This is a genomic window from Halorussus vallis (assembly GCF_024138165.1).
GTDB lineage: Archaea > Halobacteriota > Halobacteria > Halobacteriales > Haladaptataceae > Halorussus > Halorussus vallis.
Map to the genome: position 1 here is coordinate 1,625,148 of NZ_CP100000.1, position 19,762 is coordinate 1,644,909.

Below are 19,762 nucleotides of genomic sequence, written 5' to 3' on the forward strand. Positions count from 1 at the left end.
GCCCGGACATGACCGACGCTTCCGAGCCTTCGGACGATTCGGACCCGAGCGACCTCGCCGAACGGGTGCGGTCGGGCGAACTTCGACTCCACGAACTCGAAGAGCACGTCGACGCGGAGACCGCCGCGGCGGCCCGCCGCCACCTGCTCGAAGCCGAAACCGACGCCAACCTCGACACGGTCGGCGACTACGCGCTCGACGCCGAGCAGGCCGCCGAGTCGGCTATCGAGAACATGGTCGGGGCGGCGCAGATTCCGATGGGCGTCGCCGGACCCGTGAACGTCGCCGGCGGCGCGGCCGACGGCGAGTACTACCTCCCGTTGGCGACCACGGAGGGCGCGCTGCTGGCCAGCGTCAACCGCGGCTGTTCGGTCATCGCCTCGTCGGGCGGGGCCGACGCCCGCGTGACCAAGACCGGGATGACCCGCGCGCCCGTCTTCCGGGTCGCGGGCGTCGCCGAGGCCCACGAGGTCGTCTCGTGGGTGGAGGAGAACGACGACCGCCTCCGGGAGGCCGCCGAGTCGACGACCAACCACGGCGAACTGCTCGAAGTCTCGCCCTACGTCGTCGGCGACTCGGTGTTCCTGCGGTTCGTCTACGACACCAAGGACGCGATGGGGATGAACATGGTGACCATCGCGACCCGCGAAGCGGCCGAACTCGTCGAGGCCGAGACGCCCGCCTCGCTCGTCGCGGTTTCGGGCAACCTCTGTACCGACAAGAAACCGGCCGCCATCAACGCGGTGGAGGGTCGGGGTCGGAGCGTGACCGCGGACGTCGAGATTCCCCGAGAGACGGTCGAGGACCGCCTCCACACCACGCCCGAGGCCATCGAGGAGGCCAACACCCGCAAGAACCTGGTGGGGTCGGCGAAGGCCGGGAGCCTCGGCTTCAACGCCCACGCCGCGAACGTCGTCGCCGCGGCGTTCCTCGCCACCGGCCAGGACGCCGCGCAGGTCGTCGAGGGCGCCAACGCCATCACGACCGTCGAGGCCCGTGAAGACGCGCTCTACGCCAGCGTCAGCCTGGCGAGCCTCGAAGTGGGAACCGTCGGCGGCGGCACGAAGCTCCCCACCCAGTCCGAGGCCCTGGACGTGCTGGGACTGGCCGGTGGCGGCGACCCGGCCGGAAGCAACGCCGACGCGCTGGCGGAAATCATCGCGGTGGGCGCGCTCGCCGGGGAACTCTCGCTGCTGGCGGCGCTGGCCTCCCGGCACCTCTCGTCGGCCCACGAGGACCTGGGTCGATAGCCCGGAAATCGCAATTCCTTACCCCGACGGGCGACTTCGCTCGGACATGAGCACGATTCGGGTCGTCTGGGGCACCGCGAGCGGCCCCACCGAGATGTCGTCGTACGACGCGGCGCTGGCCGAGGCGAACGTCCACAACTACAACCTCGTCCCCGTCTCGTCGGTGATTCCCGCGAACGCGGACGTGGAAGCGGTCGGGACCGCTCCGGACCTCGGTCCGGCGGGCGAGCGCCTGACCGTCGTGGAGGCCCGCGCGACCCGCGCCGGACCGGGTCGCGTCTCGGCCGGCCTCGGCTGGACCGAGAGCGAAGAGGGACCGGGACTGTTCTACGAGGCGGCGGGCGAGGCCGACGAGGCCGACGTCGCGGAGCGAGTGACCGCGGGCCTCGAGGCGGGCCGGGCGCTCCGCGAGTGGACCTTCGTCGACGAAGCCACCAGGACCGTGACCGCGGAGGCCGACCCGGGGACCTACGTCACGGCGGTGGTGCTGGCGGTCTACGGCGAGAGCGACCCGATCTGTTGAATCGCTGACTGCGGGCGTTCTCCGATGTAGTTCACTCCGTTTTCGAGATAACGACTAACGCATCCCTCAGTAACGACTACCGCGACTGCTACTCGCACTCCACAACTTAGCACCCGCACCGCCGTCGGACCGGAGGTCCGACGAGGTCACACTCGCTTCGCTCGCGTGACCGCAACCGCGACCGCACGCCACACGCCTCCCCAGCCGATCCGCTCACTCGCTTCGCTCGTTCGCTCATCCACCGTCGGAGCAAAGCTCCGACGAGCCTTCGTGAACGGAGTGAGCGAAGGCTCGTCGGACGAGTGAAGCGAGTCCGTCGGTGGACGACCGAACGAGTGCCGGCAGGCACGAGTGTGGGAGTTGGCTGGGGTGATGTGCGGTGCGGTCACTCGTTCGAATCGTGTGAGCAGCGGGTCGTCTCCCCGTCGTTCACACCGTCAGGTCTCCTCCGACTACCTCCGCGAGAACCGAATAGACTCGTCTTTAGGCGAGAGCTTTTATAACCTCGCGCACCTATGAACGAGCGTCAGACAGATGAACGGAAACACTCCCTACGCGGGCGTCCCCGGCACCACCCGGGCGGGCCAGCGCGCGAACGCCGACGTTCCGGACCTCTCCCCCGAACAGAAGCGGGCGCTGCGAGACAGCGTCGCGAGCATCGCCGCGCTGACCCGAGACTTCCTGCCCGACGAGTACGTCGTCGGGTCGCAGGTCGCCGACGGCGCGAGCGGACCGAAGGCGCAGGTGTCGGTCCAACCGCCGGTCGGCCACCCCGTCAGCGCCGGATTCCAACCCGAAGCCGACGACTTCGACGGCGAAGACTTGCTCAGTCACGAGGAAGGCGAGGTCGCCCGCGGACTCGCGGCCAGCGCCGCCCTCCAGGTCAAACAGGTCATGGGCGACGACGTGACGCCGACCGCGCGATAGTTCCGAGAGACAGTCACGCGGTCGGCCCGCGGTCCGACGGACCGCCCGAGCGCCGACCGCTCCGTTTCGAATCCTTCTTCGGCCGACCACCGGTCGGCGGGCGCCGGAACAGCGAGTGACCGAGCGCCAGCGCCGACAACAGCGCGCCGACGCTCACCGCGGTCTGGGACGGAATCCACAGCAGTTCGCCCGCGACCACGCCGACCAGGAGCGGCACCGGCAACAGCGCGAGCACGAGGTCGTAGTAGAAGTCGTTCGTCGCGCCGGCGTTACCACTTGGTGGTGTTTGGCTGTCGAGCACGAACTATCCCTCCGTGTGGACGTTATGACGGGGCTCGACTAAAAATTATCGCTCGGTGGTAGACCAGAACGCGGCGTCGTTCTCGCGGTTCGCGGTCACTTCCCCCAGAAGGGGTCGCGCTTGCGCTGTTTGTCGAGGTACATCTGGAGCGATTCGAGTTCGTCCGCCGGGATGTCATCGGCCAGTTCCTGTTCGAGAATCTTGGCGTGCTTCTCGGGGAGTTCGGTCCAGAGTTCGTCGCCCTCCTCGATCTGTCGGCCGACCGTCGGCCCGTCGATGGCGACGCTCACCCGGTCGCCCCGCCGGGCCTCGTCGACGTCCTCGCCCTGCTCCTGGATGCCCTTGACCTGGCCGACGCGGGTCGGTTCGTTGCCCTCGAACTTGGCGACGAAGCTGTTGTTCCGGAGCGTCCCCGAGAGCACCTCGACGCCGACGACCGCGGGGTCGTTCTGGCGGAAGGTGTGGTCGGGGAGTATCTGGAAGCGGGAGGGCCGGGTGATGTTGTCGAGCACCGTCTCCTGCTGGGCGCGCTCCATCTCCTCGACGTACTCCTCGTACTCCTCGATGAGTTGGTAGATGACGTCGCTCTCGAACAGTTTCACGCCGCTCTCTTCGGCCTGCTGCTCGGCGTCGGCCAGCACGTCGACGTTGAACGCCAGAATCGTCTCGTGTTTGTCCTCCTCGGCGGTGGAGGCGACGCTCACGTCTCGGGGCGCCACGTCGCCGACCTCCGCGCGCATGATGGGAATCTCGGCTTCGGCGAGGGCGTTGGCGATGGCCTCCAGGCTCCCGAGGGTGTCGGCCTTGACGACGACCCCCTGCTCCTGGGCCTCGACTTCGATTTCGGAGAGTTCCTCGCGCACCTCCGCGATGACGTCGTCGATGTCGCGGTTCCGGACGACCCGGACCGGCGCGCCCGCCATCGCGTCGTCGAGGTCGGGCGCGGCGATCTTCACCCCGGAGGCGGCCGCAATCTCGGACACCTTCTCGAAGCGGTCTTCGGTCCGGATCTCGGCGAGCGGTCGGGGCTTGAGGAGCGCGCGGACGTCGGTGACGATGGGGTCGTTCTTGCCGCCGACCACGATGGTCTCGTCCTCGCGGACGGTGCCGTCGTACAGCACCACGTCGAGGGTGGTGCCGAAGCCCTTCTCCTCCTTGACTTCGAGGACGGTGCCGGCGCCCGGGCCGGTCACGTCGATGGCCATGTCCTCTTTCATGTAGCGCTGGGCCAGGCCCATCAGCACCGTCAGCAGGTCGGGGACGCCCTCGCCGGTTTCGGCGCTGACGGGGACGACGCCGATGTTACCCCGGAAGTCCTGAACCCGCCAGTACATGTCCGCGGAGAACCCTTCGTCGCTGAGTTCGCCGATGATCTCGTAGAGGTTCTCGTCGAGCATCGAGCGGGCGCGGTCGCTCTGTGCCTCGTAGGTCTGCTGGATGGGGGCGTCCTCGTGGGGGTTCCACCCGGGCGTCGTGTCTATCTTGTTCGCCGCCACCACGAACGGCGTCTGGGAGTTCTTGAGGATGCTGATGGCTTCGAGCGTCTGGGGCTGGAAGCCGTCGTTGACGTCGACGACCAGGATGGCGATGTCGGCCAGCGCGCCGCCCCGCGAGCGCAGGGTCGTGAAGGAGTGGTGGCCCGGCGTGTCGATGAACAGCAGGCCGGGTAAGTCGAAGTCGTCTGGGTTGACCAGGCTCCCCGCGACCTTCGAGACGATGTCGAGGGGGATGGCGGTCGCGCCGATGTGCTGGGTGATGGCGCCCGCCTCCCCCTCGATGACCGTCGAACCGCGAATTTTGTCCAGTAGGCTAGTCTTGCCGTGGTCTACGTGTCCGAGCACCGCGACGATGGGCGTTCGGAGACCTTGTTCGTTCTCGCGTGCATCGGTGTCAGACATACTACCACCCGAAAGAAGGTTCTTAGTGTACTGGTACCGCGCGCGGCATATAATTCCATCGTCACGAGGCGGGTTCGCGGACAGGTGGCGGCGGTCCCGACGACCGTCGGGGTTCGGAGCGACCGGCGGAGTCCCGCGACCGGCGACTCCCGACCCGCCCCAAACAGTTTATGTAGGAGCGCTCAGTAACTGGCGCGTATGCCGGAAATCCTCGCCGAAAACCTCTCGGGGAAGGCGGTCATGGGCTCGGACGGAACGGAGCTAGGGATGCTCTACAACATCACGATGGACCTCAAGACGGGCGAACTCGCCGACCTGGTAATCGAACCGGACGAACAGATAGACCCCGAATCCGTCGAGTTCGGCACGGACGACCAGAATCGATTTCAGGTCCCCGTCAAGCGTGTGCAGGCGGTCAAAGATTACATCGTCGTCCAGCGGTAAATGTACGTTCTAGACTCCTCCGCGTTCATCAACGAGTATCACACCCAGCAGGACACCGCGACCATCCCGATGGTGCGCGAGGAACTCGAAGACGAGAGCGCCTATCGGTTCGACGCGATGGAAGGGTCGGGGATGCACATCCACATCCCCCGCGACGACGCCGTCGACCAGGTGCGCCGGGCCGCCGGCGAAACCGGCGACCTGGCCGAACTCTCGGACACCGACGTTCGACTCGTCGCCGCCGCCTTCGAACTGGACGCCACGCTCGTCACCGACGACTACGCGATGCAGAACGTCGCCGAGCACATGGACGTGACCGTCGAGGTCATCGCCCAGGACGGTATCGCCGAACAGCGCGACTGGAAGTTCCAGTGCCAGGGCTGCGGCCGGGAGTTCGACGAGAACAAGGACCGGTGCCCCATCTGCGGCAGCGAACTCAGCAGAAAGAACCCGTCGTAGGTCTGCGAGTCTCGCGCCGCTCGACGCTCGCCGTTTTCTCACTCCCGGGGGACTCGCTCGCCGCGTCCGACGCCGCGAGGCCCGCCGCTCGCGGCCGACTCGGTCACCAGTCGCCGTCCACTTCCTCGAGGCCGACCGAGATGAGCTGGTGCAGCACTTCCTGGGGAGTCAGGTCGTACTCGCGGGCCAGCGCGTCGATACGCGCGGCGATGTCCTGCTCGCAGGTGACGGAGTAACGACGCTCCATGCTCTTTCCAAAAGAAATTGGAGAGGTTAAATGTATGTCAGACGCGAAGCAGACGCGCGGCGGACCGCGACGGGGTCGCGGTCCGCCACGATTTCCAGCCGAGCGGTCGTTCGGCGTCCCATCGCGGCCTGACGACCGGGAACCGGTCACCACGGGAACAGGGCGGCCGCCGACGCGCCGGACAAGCGGAACCACAACGCCGCGAAGACCACGGCGTCGAACGTGCCGTGGATGAGCGCCGAGACGGTGGTGTTCTCGGTGAGGAGGTACGTCGCGCCGAGGACGAGCGAGAGGAAGAAGATGACCACCAGCGTGTTGAACAGCGCGAAGAGACTCGACCCGCCCGCGTAGGCGAAGACGTGGGCCAGCGAGAAGACGACGCTGGCGACCAGCACCGCGCCCCACTCGCCGAACGTGTCGTAGAGCGACTTCTGGATGATGTTGCGGTAGAGCAACTCCTCGCCGGGGCCGATGATGAGCCACGACGCCGGGATGAGCAACAGCAGGATGTCGGCGTTGCCGCCGCGGGCGGTCTGTTCGACGCTGTGACTGGCGGTCGAGAGGCCGAACTGCGAGAAGACGATCGAAACCACCATCTGCAGGCCGAACAGCGCGACGGAGCCGACCACCACGTACCCCAGGTCGCGCAGGGTCGGTTTCCGGAAGTCGAGGTACGCAAGCGTCTTGTCGGCGAGCCGGAAGTAGACGGACGCGACCGTGGCGGTGCCGAGTCCGAGCGCGACCGCGCTGACAGCGAGCCGGGAGGCCGTCCCCACCGACGGAACGACCGCGGCGAGCAGCGTCACCAGCACGCTGGCCCAGACCGCGATGGCGAGCAGGCCCGAGAATCCGATGACGAGGCTCCGGGCCGTCGCGACCAACCCCTTCTGGACTCGCGCCGAGATTCCCCGACCGTCGCCGTAGGCCGCGATGACGCCGCCGACGCCGCCGACCAGTGCGAGTCCGATTCCCCACGGCGAGACGCCGGCGCCCCCGCCGGCGACGACGCCGGACAGCGCGAGGACGACGTATCCGACGACGGCGAAACTCGCGACGCCGGCGAGGGCCGCGCCGGGGTTCGATCCGAGCAGGCCGTGGCGACGGAGCGAGAAGGCGGCGAACGCCGACAGGCCCAGGAGCGCGAGGACGGCGTTCTCCGCGGGGCCGGCGCCGACGGCGTCGCCCCACGGGAGCGCGGCCGCCGCGAGCGCGATTCCTGCGAGCACGACGCCGACGCTCGCTGCCGAGCGGTCTTCCATGTCACGAAAGAAGGGGTCGCGGTCTATAGGCCTTTATATGGCGAGTCGCGCCGAGCGGAAGCGAGGCGCGACGCGAAGATTCAGTCTCGACGGGAGGCGACCAGCGCGAGGGCCGCGAGCAGCGCCGCGAGCGCGGCCGGGGCGCCGAAACCGGGAATCGGCGCGTCGGCTTCGGTTTCTGCGGCGGTGGTCGTCTCGTTCTTTGCCGCTATCGTCACGTTCACCGAGTCGCTGACGACCAGCGAGCCACGCCGGACCGAGACGGTCGCATTCGCGCCCGGTGGCACGTCCGAGAGGTCGAACTCCGCGGCGAAGCTTCCGTTTTCTCTGACCGAAACGTTCCTCTTCCGTTCGAAGTCGTCGCCGTGGACCATCACGGTCAGGTTCGTTCCCGGTTCGGCGTCGGTGGTGCCGCGAACCGTGCGGTTCTCCGCCGTGCGGAACGTCGCGTCCTCACCCTCGATGGAGAGGTTCGCGGTGGCGTTGACGATGAACGCCATCGTCTCGAATGCCTCGCCCGACCCGTCGTGGTAGGCGCTCAACTCGACAGCCGTGTTCGGCGCGACGTCACCGAAGTCGAACGTGACGTTCGCACTACCGTCTTTCCCGACGACCGCCGGTTCGGTGTGGATGAAGTGATCGCTCTTCACTCGCACCGACAGTTCAGTTCCGGGGACGGCGTCGGTCCGAAGTCGGATGGTCTGGTCCGGGGCCGCGCGGACGACCGGCGGCGCGCCCGCCGAGGAGACGGCCGTCTGGAACGAAACCTGGATGTTGGACTGGTCCAAGACGGTGCCGCTCTCGCGAGCGAGGACGACGCCGTCCCGCTTGACGAGGATTTCGAACTCGGTCCCGGGGTCGAGCGCGCCGAAGCGCATCGCCGTGTCGAAGGTACCGTTCTCGGCGACGGTGACGACCGCGGGGTCGGTGAAGTCGCTGGCGTTCGACTTCAGGAACACGGTCAGTTTGGTTCCGGGGGCGGCGGATGTCGTCCCGCGAACCGAGGCGCTGTCGCTCGCCGGGACGGATAGGCCGTCGGCGTCGTGCTCGATGGTCACGTTGAGCGTCTCCGTCGCGTTCTGTACTGCCGCATCGCTCGCTGCGGCGAGCGATACGTCGGTTTTCGTCGGTGCATCTGCGGTCGCGCCGGCGGAGACGCCCGCGACCGCGCCGGCGGTCGTCACGAGGACGACGAGCGCGGCGAGGGTTACCCGCCGGTGGAGGGAAGTGTCGAACATGGTTCGGGGATCAGTTGCCGGCGGATATGGTTAGGAATAAAATAAAAATTTTCTGGTTTCACTCGACCGTCAATTCGGTCTTCTCGGCGACGGCGTCGGCCTCCTCGAAGTCGCCGCCGCCCAACAGTCCGCGCGCGGCCCGCTTGCCCCACTCGACCGCGGGCTGGGTGAACGTCTCGACGTCGGCGAGTTCGCCGTAGAGGACGCAGGCGGCCTCCATACCGTAGAGGAGTTCGCCGAGGCTTCGGGCGTCCACGCGGTCGATCTCGACGCGGACGTTCGGCAGGCCCGCGGCGGCGAGGCTGGCCTCGGTCGCCTCGAACTCGGCGTCGAGCAGTTCGCCGAGGGTGGAGCCGCCGAGGTAGGAGAGCCCCTCCAGGTCGGTTTCGGGGATTTCACGGTCGGCGCGTTCCTCGGGTCGGACGAGCGTCACGAGTTTGTCGCGGGGGCCGGCCCGGTAGAGCTGGAGCTGGGAGTGCTGGTCGGTCGCGCCGAGCGCGCGGGCGGGGGTCTGGCCCCGGCCGTCCTTGCCCAGGCTCTCGGCCCAGAGCTGGGCGAACCACTCCGCGAAGGTTTCGAGCGACTCGGCGTAGGGCATCATCGCGTTGACCGCCGCGCCGCGCTCTTCGAGGGCGTAGCTGACAGCACCGTACGCGTAGCCCGGCGAGTCGTACAGCGACCCCGAGAGCCGGTCGGCCTCGTCGGCCGCGCCCGCGAGAATCGCGTCGAGGTCGTGACCCTGGATGGCGGCGCAGGCCAGGCCGACCGTCGAGAGCGCCGAGAACCGGCCGGGCACGCCCTCGGGGACGGAGAGCGCGGGCAGGTCGTGCTTCTCGGCGAGGTTCCGGAGGTTCCCCTCTTCGCCCGTAGTGACGAAGGTCCGGTCGGTCCAGTCGACCCCTGCGTCGTCCATCGCGTCTCGGACGACGAGGAAGTTCGCGAGCGTCTCGGCGGTGGTGCCCGAACGCGAGACGACGTTGACCGCGGCGGAGCCGAGGTCCAGCGAGTCGAGCAGTCGAGTGGTGTGCTCCGGGTCGACGTTGTCGAGGAAGTACGCCACGGTGTCGGCGGGGAGCGCGTCGGCGAGCGTGGCCGCGCCGAGGGCGCTCCCGCCGATGCCGACCGTCAGGACGGCGTCGGCGTCCCGGAAGGGTTCGACCGCGGTTCGAATCGCGTCGGGGTCGGCCGTCTCGGGGAGGTTCAGGGCGGCGTAGCCGTGTTCGTCGTTTTCGCGGCCCCGTTCGATTCGTTCGTGGGCGTCGGCGACTCGCTCGTCGAGTCGGTCGAGGTCGGCCTGTGAGACGCCGGGGTCGGCGACTTCACCGAGTGCGTTACCGAGGTCTACGCGCATACCGTATTCGGGGACGCGCCGGGTCAAAAAGGAGACGGTGTCGGAGAGAACCGACGCGAGAACGGATTCGACGCGGGTTTTAGTTCGCGGCTACGGGACGGCACCGCCGCGAGACAATGTATACTAATCTGCCATAATTTCCCGATAACAAAGGGTTCCGGCCGCATCTCCGGGAGCGAAGCCATGACGAGGGACTTCCGGAACGACTCCGACGACGGAGAGCGCACGCCGACCGCGACCCGCCGCGCGATACTCTCGGCGGTCGGCGCCGGACTCGCGGCCGGCGCGACGGCGACGAGCGCGGGAGCGGAACGGCCGACCGCGAACGAGTACGTCCTCGAACAGGGGGACCGGTGCGTGCCCGTCCGGGCGTTCGACGGTGACAAACCCGTCGAAACCTTCTACGGCTACCACCTTCCGAAGCGGTACGCAATCGCAGCCAACGGCGCGATCACCGACCTGCGTTCGGACGCGTACTACGCGTCAGTCGGCACCGAGGCATTCCAGCGCCCGAACACGAGTATCGCGATGCTCTACCGGGGACCCGAGGGACTGAGCCTCGTCTTCGTCCACGGCGCGGTCGGCGAAAAGCAGACCGGCGGCGCGGTCTCCTTCGAGTTCTCGGGGCTCTCGGCCGACGGGGAGTGGGCCGTGAAAGACGACCTCTACCTGAACCCCGACACCGGGCGGCCGGCGTCGACGAACTACGACCGGTGGTCGACCGACGGGACGAGCCAGCGAATCGACTGGACGTGGGGCGCGAACGGAACCGACGGCGGGGCGTTCCGGGGCCTCGGCGACGACGTTGACGTGACCGTCGACCCGGCGTTCAACGAAGACGCCGCCCTCTACGGCGAACACTACGAGGGCGACGTCGAGCGCTGGCAGTTCCTCACGGGGTCGGCCGACGACCCCGAGCGGATTTCGCTCGCCATGGACGAGCCGATACGGATACGGGCCGGGAGTTGCGGGTCGAGCGGCGGTGGAGGTTCCAGTGGTGGCGACGGCGACAGTCGAGACCGCGACGAGGGAGCGGACCGCGAGAGCCACGAGGAGTCGGAGTCGGCGGACTCGGGCGAAGACCGGCAGGAGAAGCGAGAGCGAGAGGAAGACGAACGCGAGGAGAAAGGGGAACGGAACGAAGAGGAGCGAAACGAGGAAGGCGAGGACCACGGGAAGCACGAGGGGAACGGTCACGAGAGGGGGAAAGGAAGGGGTCACGAGAAGGGGAAAGGCAAGGGCCACAGCAAGAAGAGAGGAGAGGGTCACGAGAAGGAGAACGACGAGTGACGCCGTCGGGGCCGGGACGACCGGCGGTCGTCCCGGCCCCGTAGTATCGCACCCCTTATGGCGCTCACGCGCCAACCTCCGACAGAGATGCCCGCGAACGACGACGCAGGCGGTCGGAGCCTCCTCCTCGCCTCCTTCCGCGAGGCGTTTCGCGAGAGCGATTCGCGACTCCTCAAGTCCTACGCCGTCGTGAGCGCGCTCGTCGGAGGCCTGGTCGCGCTGTTACTCCTGCTGGCGCTTCCCATCTGGATCTTCAACACCGTCGGCGGGTCCGAACTGGCGACGTTCTCCCGGACGTTCCTGGTCGTCGGCGGCGTACTCCTGCTGGCCGCGCTGGCCGCGCCGGTGCTGTCGGCCGCCCGGCGACACCGCCGGGGGACCGAGAGCGCCCGCGCCGACCTCCTGCTCGCGCTGTCGGGCTACCTGTTCATCCTGTCGCTGTACCTCTCGTTGCTGGTCTCCGCGCCGCCGGAGCGCCGCGAGGCCCCGCCGCAGGCAATCGCTCCCGTCGTGGAGTTCCTCTACAGTCTGCCGCCGCGGTACGCCATCGCGCCGCCGCTGGCGGCGCTGGCCGTGCTGGCGGTCGTCCACCGGTTCGCGCGGTAAACAGAACCGTCGTTCTTCGCGTTCTTCGTGCCGACGCCGCGAGAAAGCGCAATCGGGAAAAGTCCGTCGCGCCTACCTTCGAGCATGACCGACGAGAGCGACGCCGAGAGCGAGAAGACGAGCACGTTCCTCGTCACCCACGCCGAGGACGACTCGGCGGTGTTGAAAGACGTCCACGACGGGCAGGTTCACACCCTCTCGTCGAACCCGGGCGTCGAGGAGTACGACGCGGTCGAGGCGACGGTCGCGCCCGACCCGCCGATGAACGTCACGTGGTCCGTCGTCGAGGTCGAGGAGCGACGCGCGCTGTCGGCGGAGAAGAGCGACGAACCGCCGACCGCCGACGAGCGCGAGATGGCCGACGAGCAGTCGGTCGGCGAGGTCGCCCGCAAGGAACGGGCCGGCACGGGCGAGATTCACGTGCTGACGGTCCCTCCGGAGGACACCGAAACCGCAGTGGGCGACGTGCTCGACGACGAGGGAACCCTCTCGCGGGCCGCCCGCCTCGGCGTGAATCGCGTCGAGGTGCGGAGCGAGGACGGCGTCGTGAGCGTTCGTTACATGCCCTAGGCGGCGGACGAGTTCATTCGGGGGAGGACGGGTCTTGGCAACTGTAAAATTTTCCTGCGAACTGCGACGGCAGAACGACAGCAACGCAGACCGCCACTCGCACGAATCAACTGAAAACTGCACCGCCACCGCGACGGCCACACGCCTCCCCAGCCGATTCGCTCACTCGCGCCTGCGGTGCTCGTTCGCTCATCCACCGTCAGAGCAACGCTCTGACGAGCCTTCGGTCGCTGACGCTCCCGAAGACCTCGCGCGCTGGCGCGGCCCTAAACCGCCGGAAGACAACCTGCGTCTTCCGAGGTCACCCTCGCGTTGCTCGCGTGACCGCAGGGCCGCGCCAGCGCGCGCCAAGAGGTAAGTCGAGACTTCTGTCAGACCTCGTTCGGCCCTTCCTTGCTCTGGACCTGCCAGCCGCCGCGGATGCCGCAGGCCTCGCGCACGTCGAACTCGACGTCCGTCTCCGGGCCGAACGTGTCGCCGCCCTCGATGCGCTCGATTCGGAGCGGCACGTCGAGCGTGCTACCGCAGCAGCCGACGCCGACGAACTCCTCCCACTCGTCGCCCTCGCGGACCTTGCCGGTCCGGGTCTTGCGGAGGTACGCCTTGAAGGGACTTCCTTCGACCTGGAATCGACCCCAGTCGCTCAGGTCCTCGGGGTACGAGACGACGACGCGGTCGGCGGGCCGCAGGTCGGCGTTCTCGGAGTCCGTGTCGGGTTCGGTAGCCATGGACGAACGTAGACGCGCGGGACCTATAGGGCTTCTTGCGGGGTCGGCGGCGCTCCGCGCGCGCTCGCCGGACTCCGCTGGTCGGCGGGCGCTCGGAAGGCGCTCGGTGAGCGCGAATCGCGCTCGCAGAACGTCCGATACCGTGCCATACGCTCCCACACGATGGATAAGAAGGCTTATTCGAAGCCGTCACGCAATCGGACAACAATGGTAGCGTTCGAAGTGCCGGAAGTCGACTACACCCGGTACACGAATCGGCAGTTGGCGGCCGTCCCGCTCGCGGTGTTGGCCGTCGCGCTGCTGATAATCGCCGGGTGGTACGTGACCACCGGTGCGCCGGTACAGCTCGGAACCGAGTTCACTGGCGGAACGGAGCTCCGCGTCCAGACCGCGACGCCCGCCTCCGAGATTCCGAACCAGTTCGACGCGGAGGTGGAGTCGGTCAGCCCCGTCCAGACCGAACCGAACACCTACATCGTGTCGTTCGGGCCGGAAGCCGACAACCTGGCCCAGCAGGCCCAGAACAACTTACAACCGGTGCAGGGCCAGCAGAAGGGCGACATCGTGAAGTCCGTCCAGGGTACCTCCGCGAGCTTCGGAGCGAATACCCAGCGCCTCGCGCTCTACGGTCTCGGACTCGCGTTCGCCGGCATGAGTGCGCTCGTCTTCCTCATGTTCCGGAGCTTCGTCCCCTCCATCGCCGTCGTGCTCTCGGCGTTCAGCGACATCGTGATTCCGGTCGCGCTGATGAACCTGCTGGGCATCGAACTCTCGCTGGGGACCGTCGCGGCCCTGCTGATGCTCATCGGTTACTCCGTCGACTCCGACATCCTGCTCAACAACCACATCCTGCGGCGTTCCGGTAGCTTCTACGAGTCGACCTACCGGGCGATGCGGACCGGCGTGACGATGACGGTGACGTCGCTGGCCGCGATGGCCGTGATGGCCGTGGTCGCCTACATCTTCCAGATCGACCTGCTGGCGTCCATCGGCGTCGTGCTCGTGCTCGGTCTGGCCACCGACCTGATGAACACCTACATGCTCAATCTCAGCCTGCTCCGCTGGTACAAGTACGAGGGGGTCGCACGATGAACTTCCGCGAGAACTGGCGCGTCCTCCTGCTCGTGTTCTTCCTGCTCGCCAGCAGTTTCGCGCTGCTCGCGCCCGGCGTCGGCGGGAACAGCAACCAGGACGGTGCTGTCGTCGAGCAGGGCAGCGACGGCCCGACCAACCTCCAGTACGGCCTCGAACTGTCCGGCGGCACCCGCATCCGCGCACCGGTCAACGGCCTGACCGCCGAGGGCGTCGACATCCCGCAGGGGACCCAGCCCGGAACCGTCGAACGGCGGGTCGCCGGGAACCTCTCGGGCGTGACCGTCTCCGACGTGACCGCCCGCTTCCCGGACCAGCGGGGCGAGTCGCCGACCGTCGAGGTGTTCGGCAGTAACGTCACGAAGTCGGAGTTCCGGTCGGCGCTCGACCGGGCGGGCTACAGTTACGAGACGGTCCGGCAGGGCGTCACCTCCCAGACCCGGGACACCATCGTCCGAATCCTGAGCGACAAGATCTCGAACGCCGGACTCTCCGGCGGCCGGGTCCAGCAGGTGACGACCGCCAACGGCGAGAACTTCGTCGTCATCGAGATGCCCAACGCCAACCGGAGTCAGGTCGAGGACCTCGTGACCCGGCGCGGGAAGGTCCAGGTCGTGGCTCACTACCCCGCGAATCGAAGCGGGAACACGACCGAGTATCGGAACACGCCGCTGCTCACCGCGGAGGACTTCGCGAGCATCGGTACGGCGGAGACGAGCCGCAGCGGACGGCCCTACGTCCCCGTGGTGCTCAACAACCAGGCCGCCCAGAACTTCTCGAACGCGATGAACCAGTTCGGGTTCACGGGCCAGGGCGTTTCGTCGTGTTACTACCCTGAGCGCAAGAACGACTCCGGATACTGCCTCTACACGGTCGTCGACGGTGAGGTCGTCTACGGCGCCGGGATGGGACCGAACCTCGCCCAGACGATTCGGTCCGGGGAGTTCACCCAGACGGGGAACTTCCGGATGCTGACGACGAACATGTCCGAGGCGCGCGAACTCCAGATTCACCTGAACGCCGGCGCGCTCCCCGCCTCGCTCGACATGCAGGCGGGCACGTCGTACTACCTCGCGCCCAGCCTCGCCGAGGAGTTCAAGCTGTTCTCGTTCATCACCGGCCTCGCGGCGGTGCTGGCGGTCAGCGGCGTGGTGTTCCTCCGGTACGGTGACCCGAAGGTCGCGGCGCCGATGCTCGTCACCGCGCTCTCGGAGGTCGTCATCCTCCTCGGGTTCGCGGCCGCGATCGGCTTACCGCTGGACCTGAGCCACATCGCCGGCTTCATCGCGGTCATCGGGACCGGGGTGGACGACCTCATCATCATCGCCGACGAGGTGATGAGCGAGGGCGACGTGAACTCCAGTCGCGTCTTCCAGAGCCGCTTCCGCAAGGCGTTCTGGGTCATCGGCGCGGCCGCCGCGACGACCATCATCGCGATGAGTCCGCTCGCGGTTCTCAGCCTCGGCGACCTCCAGGGCTTCGCCATCGTCACCATCCTCGGCGTGCTCATCGGCGTGCTGGTGACCCGGCCGGCCTACGGCGACATCCTGCGGAGCCTGCTGACCGACCGGTAGAAGTCGAGCGAGTAGGTTTTCTGCTCGCGTGCAGGCCGATTTCTCTCGACGACTGCAGGGCCGCGGAGACGACTAACCCCGCGCACTTCCCGAGGTTATGTAAGAACCCGACAAAAAGTGGGTGAGTTTATGCGCAGTATCCCCAGCAAGCGGGGTCGACACCGCAGGAGCAGTTCACGCAGCAATCGTTGCAGGCACAGATCGTGTTCGGCTCACAGCTGTCAACCGGACAGCAGCTCGCGTCGCAACACGGGTCGCTACACGACCACATCGTCGTAACGTCGTCGAGGACTTCGGCTTTGGTTTCCTCGGGCGAGTTGACGAGCGCGTAACGCTCGCCAGTCTCTGGCCGGATACCGATCGTCAACATGCCTTCCGGCGTCTTTCGCCCGATGACTATCTCCGGGGTTACGGTATCGTCGATCTTCTTCGCCACGACCTGTTCAGACTCCGTCTTCCCCTCCGGGTCGAGCGGGGATAAGGTGTCAACGCCGAGGTTGTCAACGTCTGCACTCTCCAGCAACCCTCGCTGTTGGAGTTCCTGCAGCATGTCGTCGTGCTCCGCGAGGACTCGGCGGACAGCGTCCGGATTGTCGTAGTCGGCGATGACGCGGTCGGCGTGAGCGCCTTCTAGCTCGGTCACCTCCGGTTGTCCTTTCGCAGCGGCGTTCACACCGACGCCGCCGAGAGTGGCGGCACCGGCCCCGAGACCCTTCAGGACGTTGCGTCGATTTATGTCGTTTCTCATGGGACTGCGAGAACACCTAAGTTCGGTAAACACTTATTATTTTCTGTATTTTTAGAGTTATAATATCCTGCGCTGGAGTTCCCGAATGAGTCACGGGAAGAGAATGTTCCTTGCGGAGGCATCCCGCGTTAACCCTCGCATTCTTATAGGATTGAGAACTATTCGCGGGTATGTCCTCCGACGCGTCCGACGAGGAACTCGAACGAACCGTCCGACGGGCAATCCGCGCCGAACTGACCGTCCTCGGCGAGCGACTGTTCTGGACGTTCGTCGCGATTCTCGGCATCTTCGCCGGCCTAGGGCTGGCCGCCGGCGGTATCAACGCCGCCGACTGGAACTACGTCACGGCGGGGTTCGTCGTCTTCGGCGTGGCGCTGGTCGGCCTCGGAATCCGGACGCTGTTGCTGAAGTGGGGACCGCGGTCGCTCGGGCCGACCGCCGAGTGGTGATTAACGCGGCCATCATCGCGACGAGTCGGTCGAGATTCTCCTGCTCGACGACCTTCGGGGCTCACCGTCGTCACCATCTACGAGTGCTCGTTCGTTCTGACTCGACCCTATCCCGCTCCATCAGTATCCGGCACGCTGCGTTTATTTCTAATTTCTAGACAAAATATTTAACTCCTATATGTTGTATATATGTCTTGATGTCTGGTGATAACGACCCAAGCCGATCCGAAGTGCTCAACAGTATCGTGAGTCGAAATCCCGACAGGCGGAGATTTCTGAAGACGTCGGGAGGGTTCGCCTCTGCGGCGGCAGTGGTTCCGGGACTATCGCGAGCGGCCGAAATGGCCGGACTGGAAGTAAAGCCCACCGTCGAACAACTGCGAGGGTTAGTAGCAGAATACAGTTCAGCGGATAGCGCTGAGGAAGCTTTCCGAGAGCACGGAACGGACATCCTCACCGTGCTGGCTAATCGTGGCCTAATCGAAAGTCAGGAGGTGTCAAGTTTAGGAATCGGCGAGGTGCTGACGGGAGCCGACGCTACCGAGATCGAAGAAGGAGTTATGGCTTTCTCGTATGTCCGCGGTAGTGAAGCAGTCGTCCAACTCCAGGTGGTGAAGCAACTCCCGAATTCGAAGCTCCGCATCGCTGTCGAACCCGAAAGCGACCGAAGCTTTGCGGTAGTAGAGTCGCAGACCGCCGATGGTGAGGCGAAGTTCATATCGGCGGACGGTTCGGACGTGGGAACCGAAGATTTCTGCCAAACGAGCTGGAAGGGTGACTGTTACCACAAACCGAGCCAAGACTGTGCATGTACGGAAAATAGCCCGTGTGGGTGTTTCCAAGTGAAAGTCGAGTGCTGTCAGAGTGGTCGATGCACGATTCTCGACTGGCGATACGGGAACTGCGTGACTACTCCGAGCGGTTGTTGCAGTTCCACTCCGCAGTGTCCGGACATCTGTCAGTAGACGAACGGACATCCCCCTCGTAACGGGGGGTTTCGACCGGTCCGGTTAGAATTGGTCAAGCCCCGACTGTTCGTGGGCCGCCAGCACGTCATCACAGGTCGACCAGCTACGGCGCGCGCAGTCGGGCAGGTCACCGTTGGCCTCGACGTAGTCGGCCAGGAACGCCCGCGTCTTGGGGTCACTGGGGTAGCCCGACCCGAGGTCGCCGTACTCGGCGTGCGCGTCGGCGAGCGCCGCGACGTGGGCGTCGCGTTCGACCTTCGCCACGATGCTGGCGGCCCCGACCACGGCGTGAGTCTCGTCGGCACCGTGTTCCGCGGTCACCTCGACGTCGGCCGCGACGCGGTCGGCGACCCGGCGGGCGAACCGTTCCTCGCTGGTGTCGCCGGCGTCGACGACGCCCGCGAGTGCGGCGGAGTCGGGCGACGCGTCGCCCGACTCCGCCCCGCCGTCGGTCAGGACCTTCGAGAGCGCGTCGGCGTGGGCCTCGACCGTGAGCGTGTTCATGTCGGTTTCCGGGCTATCGATTCGCGCGACCGGAATCTCTGCGACGCCGACCGCGACGCGGTCGGCGTCGCGGAGCGCGGCCGCCAGTTCCTCGCGGCGCGCGGGCGCGAGGTTCTTCGAGTCGTCGATGTCCGACGGAAGCGTCTCCGGGTCCTCGACCGCGACGCACGCCGCGAACATCGACCCCAGGACCGGTCCCTTGCCGGCTTCGTCTACCCCGAACACGGACGCACGGACGGACTCGCGGTAGTTGTAGATTACTGAACGGGGTCGGCGATTCGTTCGGGAAATCGACGGAGAGCGGCGGGGACGAATCGGCCCGAAGCGCTTTCCGAACGACGCCACTAACTTGGTGCGATGGAGAACGAACCAGACGACACCGGCCGACTCCGTTCGCTGGAGATGGACAAACTCCACGAACTGTTCGACCCCGACGACTTCCCGGTGACGACCGACGAGGTCATCGAGGAGTTCGGCGACGTGGAGGTCGAGTACCCGGGCGGGGGCTCCGAGCGACTCCGCGGGATACTCGACACGTCGGGCCACGAGGAGTACGGGACGACCGACGACCTCCAGCTCGCGGTGCTCAACGGCGTCGAGCGCGACGCAGTGGGCCGGCCCCGCTACAGCGACCGCGACCCGCCGGTGGTCGGCGAGGACCGCAACCCCGAGCAGGAGTCGTTCTGAGCGGGGACCGGGAATGGTCAACGTAGAAACGCTGTACGATCTGTTCGTGTACGAACTCGAGGGGATTCGGAGCGCCGAGTCGCACCTCGCGGAGCTGTTGGCGACGCTGGCGACCGACGCCGAGGTCGACTCGCTCGACGACACCCCGGACTCGGAGTTCCGGGACGCCGCCCGAGAACTGTTCGCGGACCACCGCGAGCGAACCGACGAGCGCGTCGACCGACTCGGCCGGGCGTTCGACGCGATAGACCACGTCGCCACGACGACCGACCGCGAGCGCGACGACCTCGTGGTCGACGCGCTCGCGCAGGAGAAAGAGCGGTTCAACAACGTCGTGCTCGACGACGCCCTGCGCAATCCGTACTACCTCGACGCGGCCATCAAGGCCGAGCAACTGGTGAGCCAGTGCTACGACAGCGCGTTCGCCGTCGCCGAACCGCTCGACGTGAACGACGAGGTCGTCGACGAACTCGAAGCGAACCGCGACGACATCGAGTCTACGCTCCGAGAATCGCGGGACCTCGACGAGAGCGACGACGCCCGGTCGCTGCTCGCGCACCTGGCCGACGAGACGCCGATGGACTGACCGGCGGCGCTGACTCGCTCTCCGACGAACCGCCGCACGGTCGGAGACGAACGTTTCGGCCGC

22 protein-coding genes are annotated in these 19,762 nt (G+C 66.8%); 13 read left to right on the forward strand and 9 right to left on the reverse strand.

Annotated elements, in window-relative coordinates:
- Positions 1-8 precede the first annotated feature (8 nt).
- The 3 genes from hmgA (at position 9) to NGM07_RS08380 (ending at position 2,700) form a co-directional block, all read left to right on the forward strand.
- A complete protein-coding gene (gene hmgA / locus NGM07_RS08370) occupies positions 9-1,250 on the forward strand; it encodes a hydroxymethylglutaryl-CoA reductase (NADPH) (RefSeq protein ID WP_253519392.1) in 1,242 nt (413 codons plus the stop codon).
- A 46-nt stretch (positions 1,251-1,296) separates the two neighbouring features.
- A complete protein-coding gene (locus NGM07_RS08375; RefSeq protein WP_253519395.1) occupies positions 1,297-1,773 on the forward strand; it encodes a pyruvoyl-dependent arginine decarboxylase in 477 nt (158 codons plus the stop codon).
- 534 nt (positions 1,774-2,307) lie between these two features.
- Positions 2,308-2,700, forward strand: coding sequence for a DUF5811 family protein (locus tag NGM07_RS08380; protein ID WP_253519398.1), 393 nt, complete (start codon positions 2,308-2,310; stop codon positions 2,698-2,700).
- Positions 2,701-2,713: 13 nt separating this feature from the next.
- Here NGM07_RS08380 and NGM07_RS08385 read toward each other — a convergent pair whose 3' ends face one another.
- Both NGM07_RS08385 and infB read right to left on the reverse strand, forming a co-directional pair.
- Positions 2,714-3,001 carry a DUF8015 family protein gene (locus tag NGM07_RS08385; RefSeq protein WP_253519400.1) on the reverse strand — a complete coding sequence of 96 codons (288 nt, stop codon included), beginning with the start codon at positions 2,999-3,001 and terminating at the stop codon, positions 2,714-2,716.
- 95 nt (positions 3,002-3,096) lie between these two features.
- Positions 3,097-4,899 carry a translation initiation factor IF-2 gene (infB, locus tag NGM07_RS08390; protein ID WP_253519401.1) on the reverse strand — a complete coding sequence of 601 codons (1,803 nt, stop codon included), beginning with the start codon at positions 4,897-4,899 and terminating at the stop codon, positions 3,097-3,099.
- 198 nt (positions 4,900-5,097) lie between these two features.
- Between infB and NGM07_RS08395 the strand changes: the two genes are divergently transcribed.
- Both NGM07_RS08395 and NGM07_RS08400 read left to right on the forward strand, forming a co-directional pair.
- A complete protein-coding gene (locus NGM07_RS08395; protein ID WP_253519403.1) occupies positions 5,098-5,343 on the forward strand; it encodes a PRC-barrel domain-containing protein in 246 nt (81 codons plus the stop codon).
- The gene (locus NGM07_RS08400) at positions 5,344-5,802 is read left to right on the forward strand and encodes an NOB1 family endonuclease (RefSeq protein ID WP_253519405.1); all 459 of its coding nucleotides are present in this window, start codon (positions 5,344-5,346) and stop codon (positions 5,800-5,802) included.
- 103 nt (positions 5,803-5,905) lie between these two features.
- Here the strand turns inward: NGM07_RS08400 and NGM07_RS08405 are convergent, their stop codons facing one another.
- The 4 genes from NGM07_RS08405 to NGM07_RS08420 all read right to left on the reverse strand — a co-directional run bounded on the left by NGM07_RS08405 (position 5,906) and on the right by NGM07_RS08420 (position 9,897).
- Positions 5,906-6,049 carry a CopG family transcriptional regulator gene (locus tag NGM07_RS08405; protein ID WP_253519407.1) on the reverse strand — a complete coding sequence of 48 codons (144 nt, stop codon included), beginning with the start codon at positions 6,047-6,049 and terminating at the stop codon, positions 5,906-5,908.
- A gap of 146 nt (positions 6,050-6,195) precedes the next feature.
- Positions 6,196-7,308, reverse strand: coding sequence for a CPBP family intramembrane glutamic endopeptidase (locus tag NGM07_RS08410; RefSeq protein WP_253519409.1), 1,113 nt, complete (start codon positions 7,306-7,308; stop codon positions 6,196-6,198).
- Between the two features lie 80 nt (positions 7,309-7,388).
- Complete coding sequence (locus tag NGM07_RS08415; RefSeq protein WP_253519411.1) at positions 7,389-8,546, reverse strand: BGTF surface domain-containing protein; 1,158 nt, start codon at positions 8,544-8,546, stop codon at positions 7,389-7,391.
- Between the two features lie 58 nt (positions 8,547-8,604).
- A complete protein-coding gene (locus NGM07_RS08420; RefSeq protein ID WP_253519413.1) occupies positions 8,605-9,897 on the reverse strand; it encodes a phosphoglucose isomerase-related protein in 1,293 nt (430 codons plus the stop codon).
- A 183-nt stretch (positions 9,898-10,080) separates the two neighbouring features.
- On the opposite strand from NGM07_RS08420, the gene NGM07_RS08425 reads away from it, so the two are divergent.
- The 3 genes from NGM07_RS08425 to NGM07_RS08435 all read left to right on the forward strand — a co-directional run bounded on the left by NGM07_RS08425 (position 10,081) and on the right by NGM07_RS08435 (position 12,363).
- Positions 10,081-11,187, forward strand: coding sequence for a hypothetical protein (locus NGM07_RS08425; protein ID WP_253519415.1), 1,107 nt, complete (start codon positions 10,081-10,083; stop codon positions 11,185-11,187).
- Between the two features lie 87 nt (positions 11,188-11,274).
- Positions 11,275-11,793, forward strand: coding sequence for a DUF8056 family protein (locus NGM07_RS08430; RefSeq protein ID WP_253519418.1), 519 nt, complete (start codon positions 11,275-11,277; stop codon positions 11,791-11,793).
- An 84-nt stretch (positions 11,794-11,877) separates the two neighbouring features.
- Positions 11,878-12,363: a DUF5812 family protein gene (locus NGM07_RS08435; RefSeq protein WP_253519421.1), complete on the forward strand. Its 486-nt coding sequence runs from the start codon at positions 11,878-11,880 to the stop codon at positions 12,361-12,363.
- 371 nt (positions 12,364-12,734) lie between these two features.
- Here NGM07_RS08435 and NGM07_RS08440 read toward each other — a convergent pair whose 3' ends face one another.
- Positions 12,735-13,091: a DUF7968 family protein gene (locus tag NGM07_RS08440; RefSeq protein ID WP_253519423.1), complete on the reverse strand. Its 357-nt coding sequence runs from the start codon at positions 13,089-13,091 to the stop codon at positions 12,735-12,737.
- Positions 13,092-13,298: 207 nt separating this feature from the next.
- Here NGM07_RS08440 and secF point away from each other — a divergent pair, with 207 nt between their 5' ends.
- Positions 13,299-14,183: a protein translocase subunit SecF gene (secF, locus tag NGM07_RS08445; protein WP_253519426.1), complete on the forward strand. Its 885-nt coding sequence runs from the start codon at positions 13,299-13,301 to the stop codon at positions 14,181-14,183.
- Entirely contained in the window at positions 14,180-15,757 is a 1,578-nt protein-coding gene (locus NGM07_RS08450; protein WP_253519429.1) for a preprotein translocase subunit SecD, read from the forward strand. Before secF ends, NGM07_RS08450 begins: the two co-directional genes overlap by 4 nt.
- A gap of 127 nt (positions 15,758-15,884) precedes the next feature.
- Here the strand turns inward: NGM07_RS08450 and NGM07_RS08455 are convergent, their stop codons facing one another.
- Positions 15,885-16,505 carry a twin-arginine translocation signal domain-containing protein gene (locus tag NGM07_RS08455; protein ID WP_253519431.1) on the reverse strand — a complete coding sequence of 207 codons (621 nt, stop codon included), beginning with the start codon at positions 16,503-16,505 and terminating at the stop codon, positions 15,885-15,887.
- A gap of 170 nt (positions 16,506-16,675) precedes the next feature.
- On the opposite strand from NGM07_RS08455, the gene NGM07_RS08460 reads away from it, so the two are divergent.
- Entirely contained in the window at positions 16,676-16,954 is a 279-nt protein-coding gene (locus NGM07_RS08460) for a hypothetical protein (protein ID WP_253519434.1), read from the forward strand.
- 1,010 nt (positions 16,955-17,964) lie between these two features.
- On the opposite strand, the gene rnhB is transcribed toward NGM07_RS08460, so the two are convergent.
- Complete coding sequence (gene rnhB / locus NGM07_RS08465; RefSeq protein ID WP_253520167.1) at positions 17,965-18,606, reverse strand: ribonuclease HII; 642 nt, start codon at positions 18,604-18,606, stop codon at positions 17,965-17,967.
- A 177-nt stretch (positions 18,607-18,783) separates the two neighbouring features.
- On the opposite strand from rnhB, the gene NGM07_RS08470 reads away from it, so the two are divergent.
- Positions 18,784-19,113: a DUF5789 family protein gene (locus tag NGM07_RS08470; protein ID WP_253519437.1), complete on the forward strand. Its 330-nt coding sequence runs from the start codon at positions 18,784-18,786 to the stop codon at positions 19,111-19,113.
- A 13-nt stretch (positions 19,114-19,126) separates the two neighbouring features.
- Positions 19,127-19,699, forward strand: a complete 573-nt coding sequence (locus NGM07_RS08475) for a DUF892 family protein (RefSeq protein WP_253519440.1) — start codon at positions 19,127-19,129, stop codon at positions 19,697-19,699.
- The last annotated feature ends 63 nt before the right edge of the window (positions 19,700-19,762 follow it).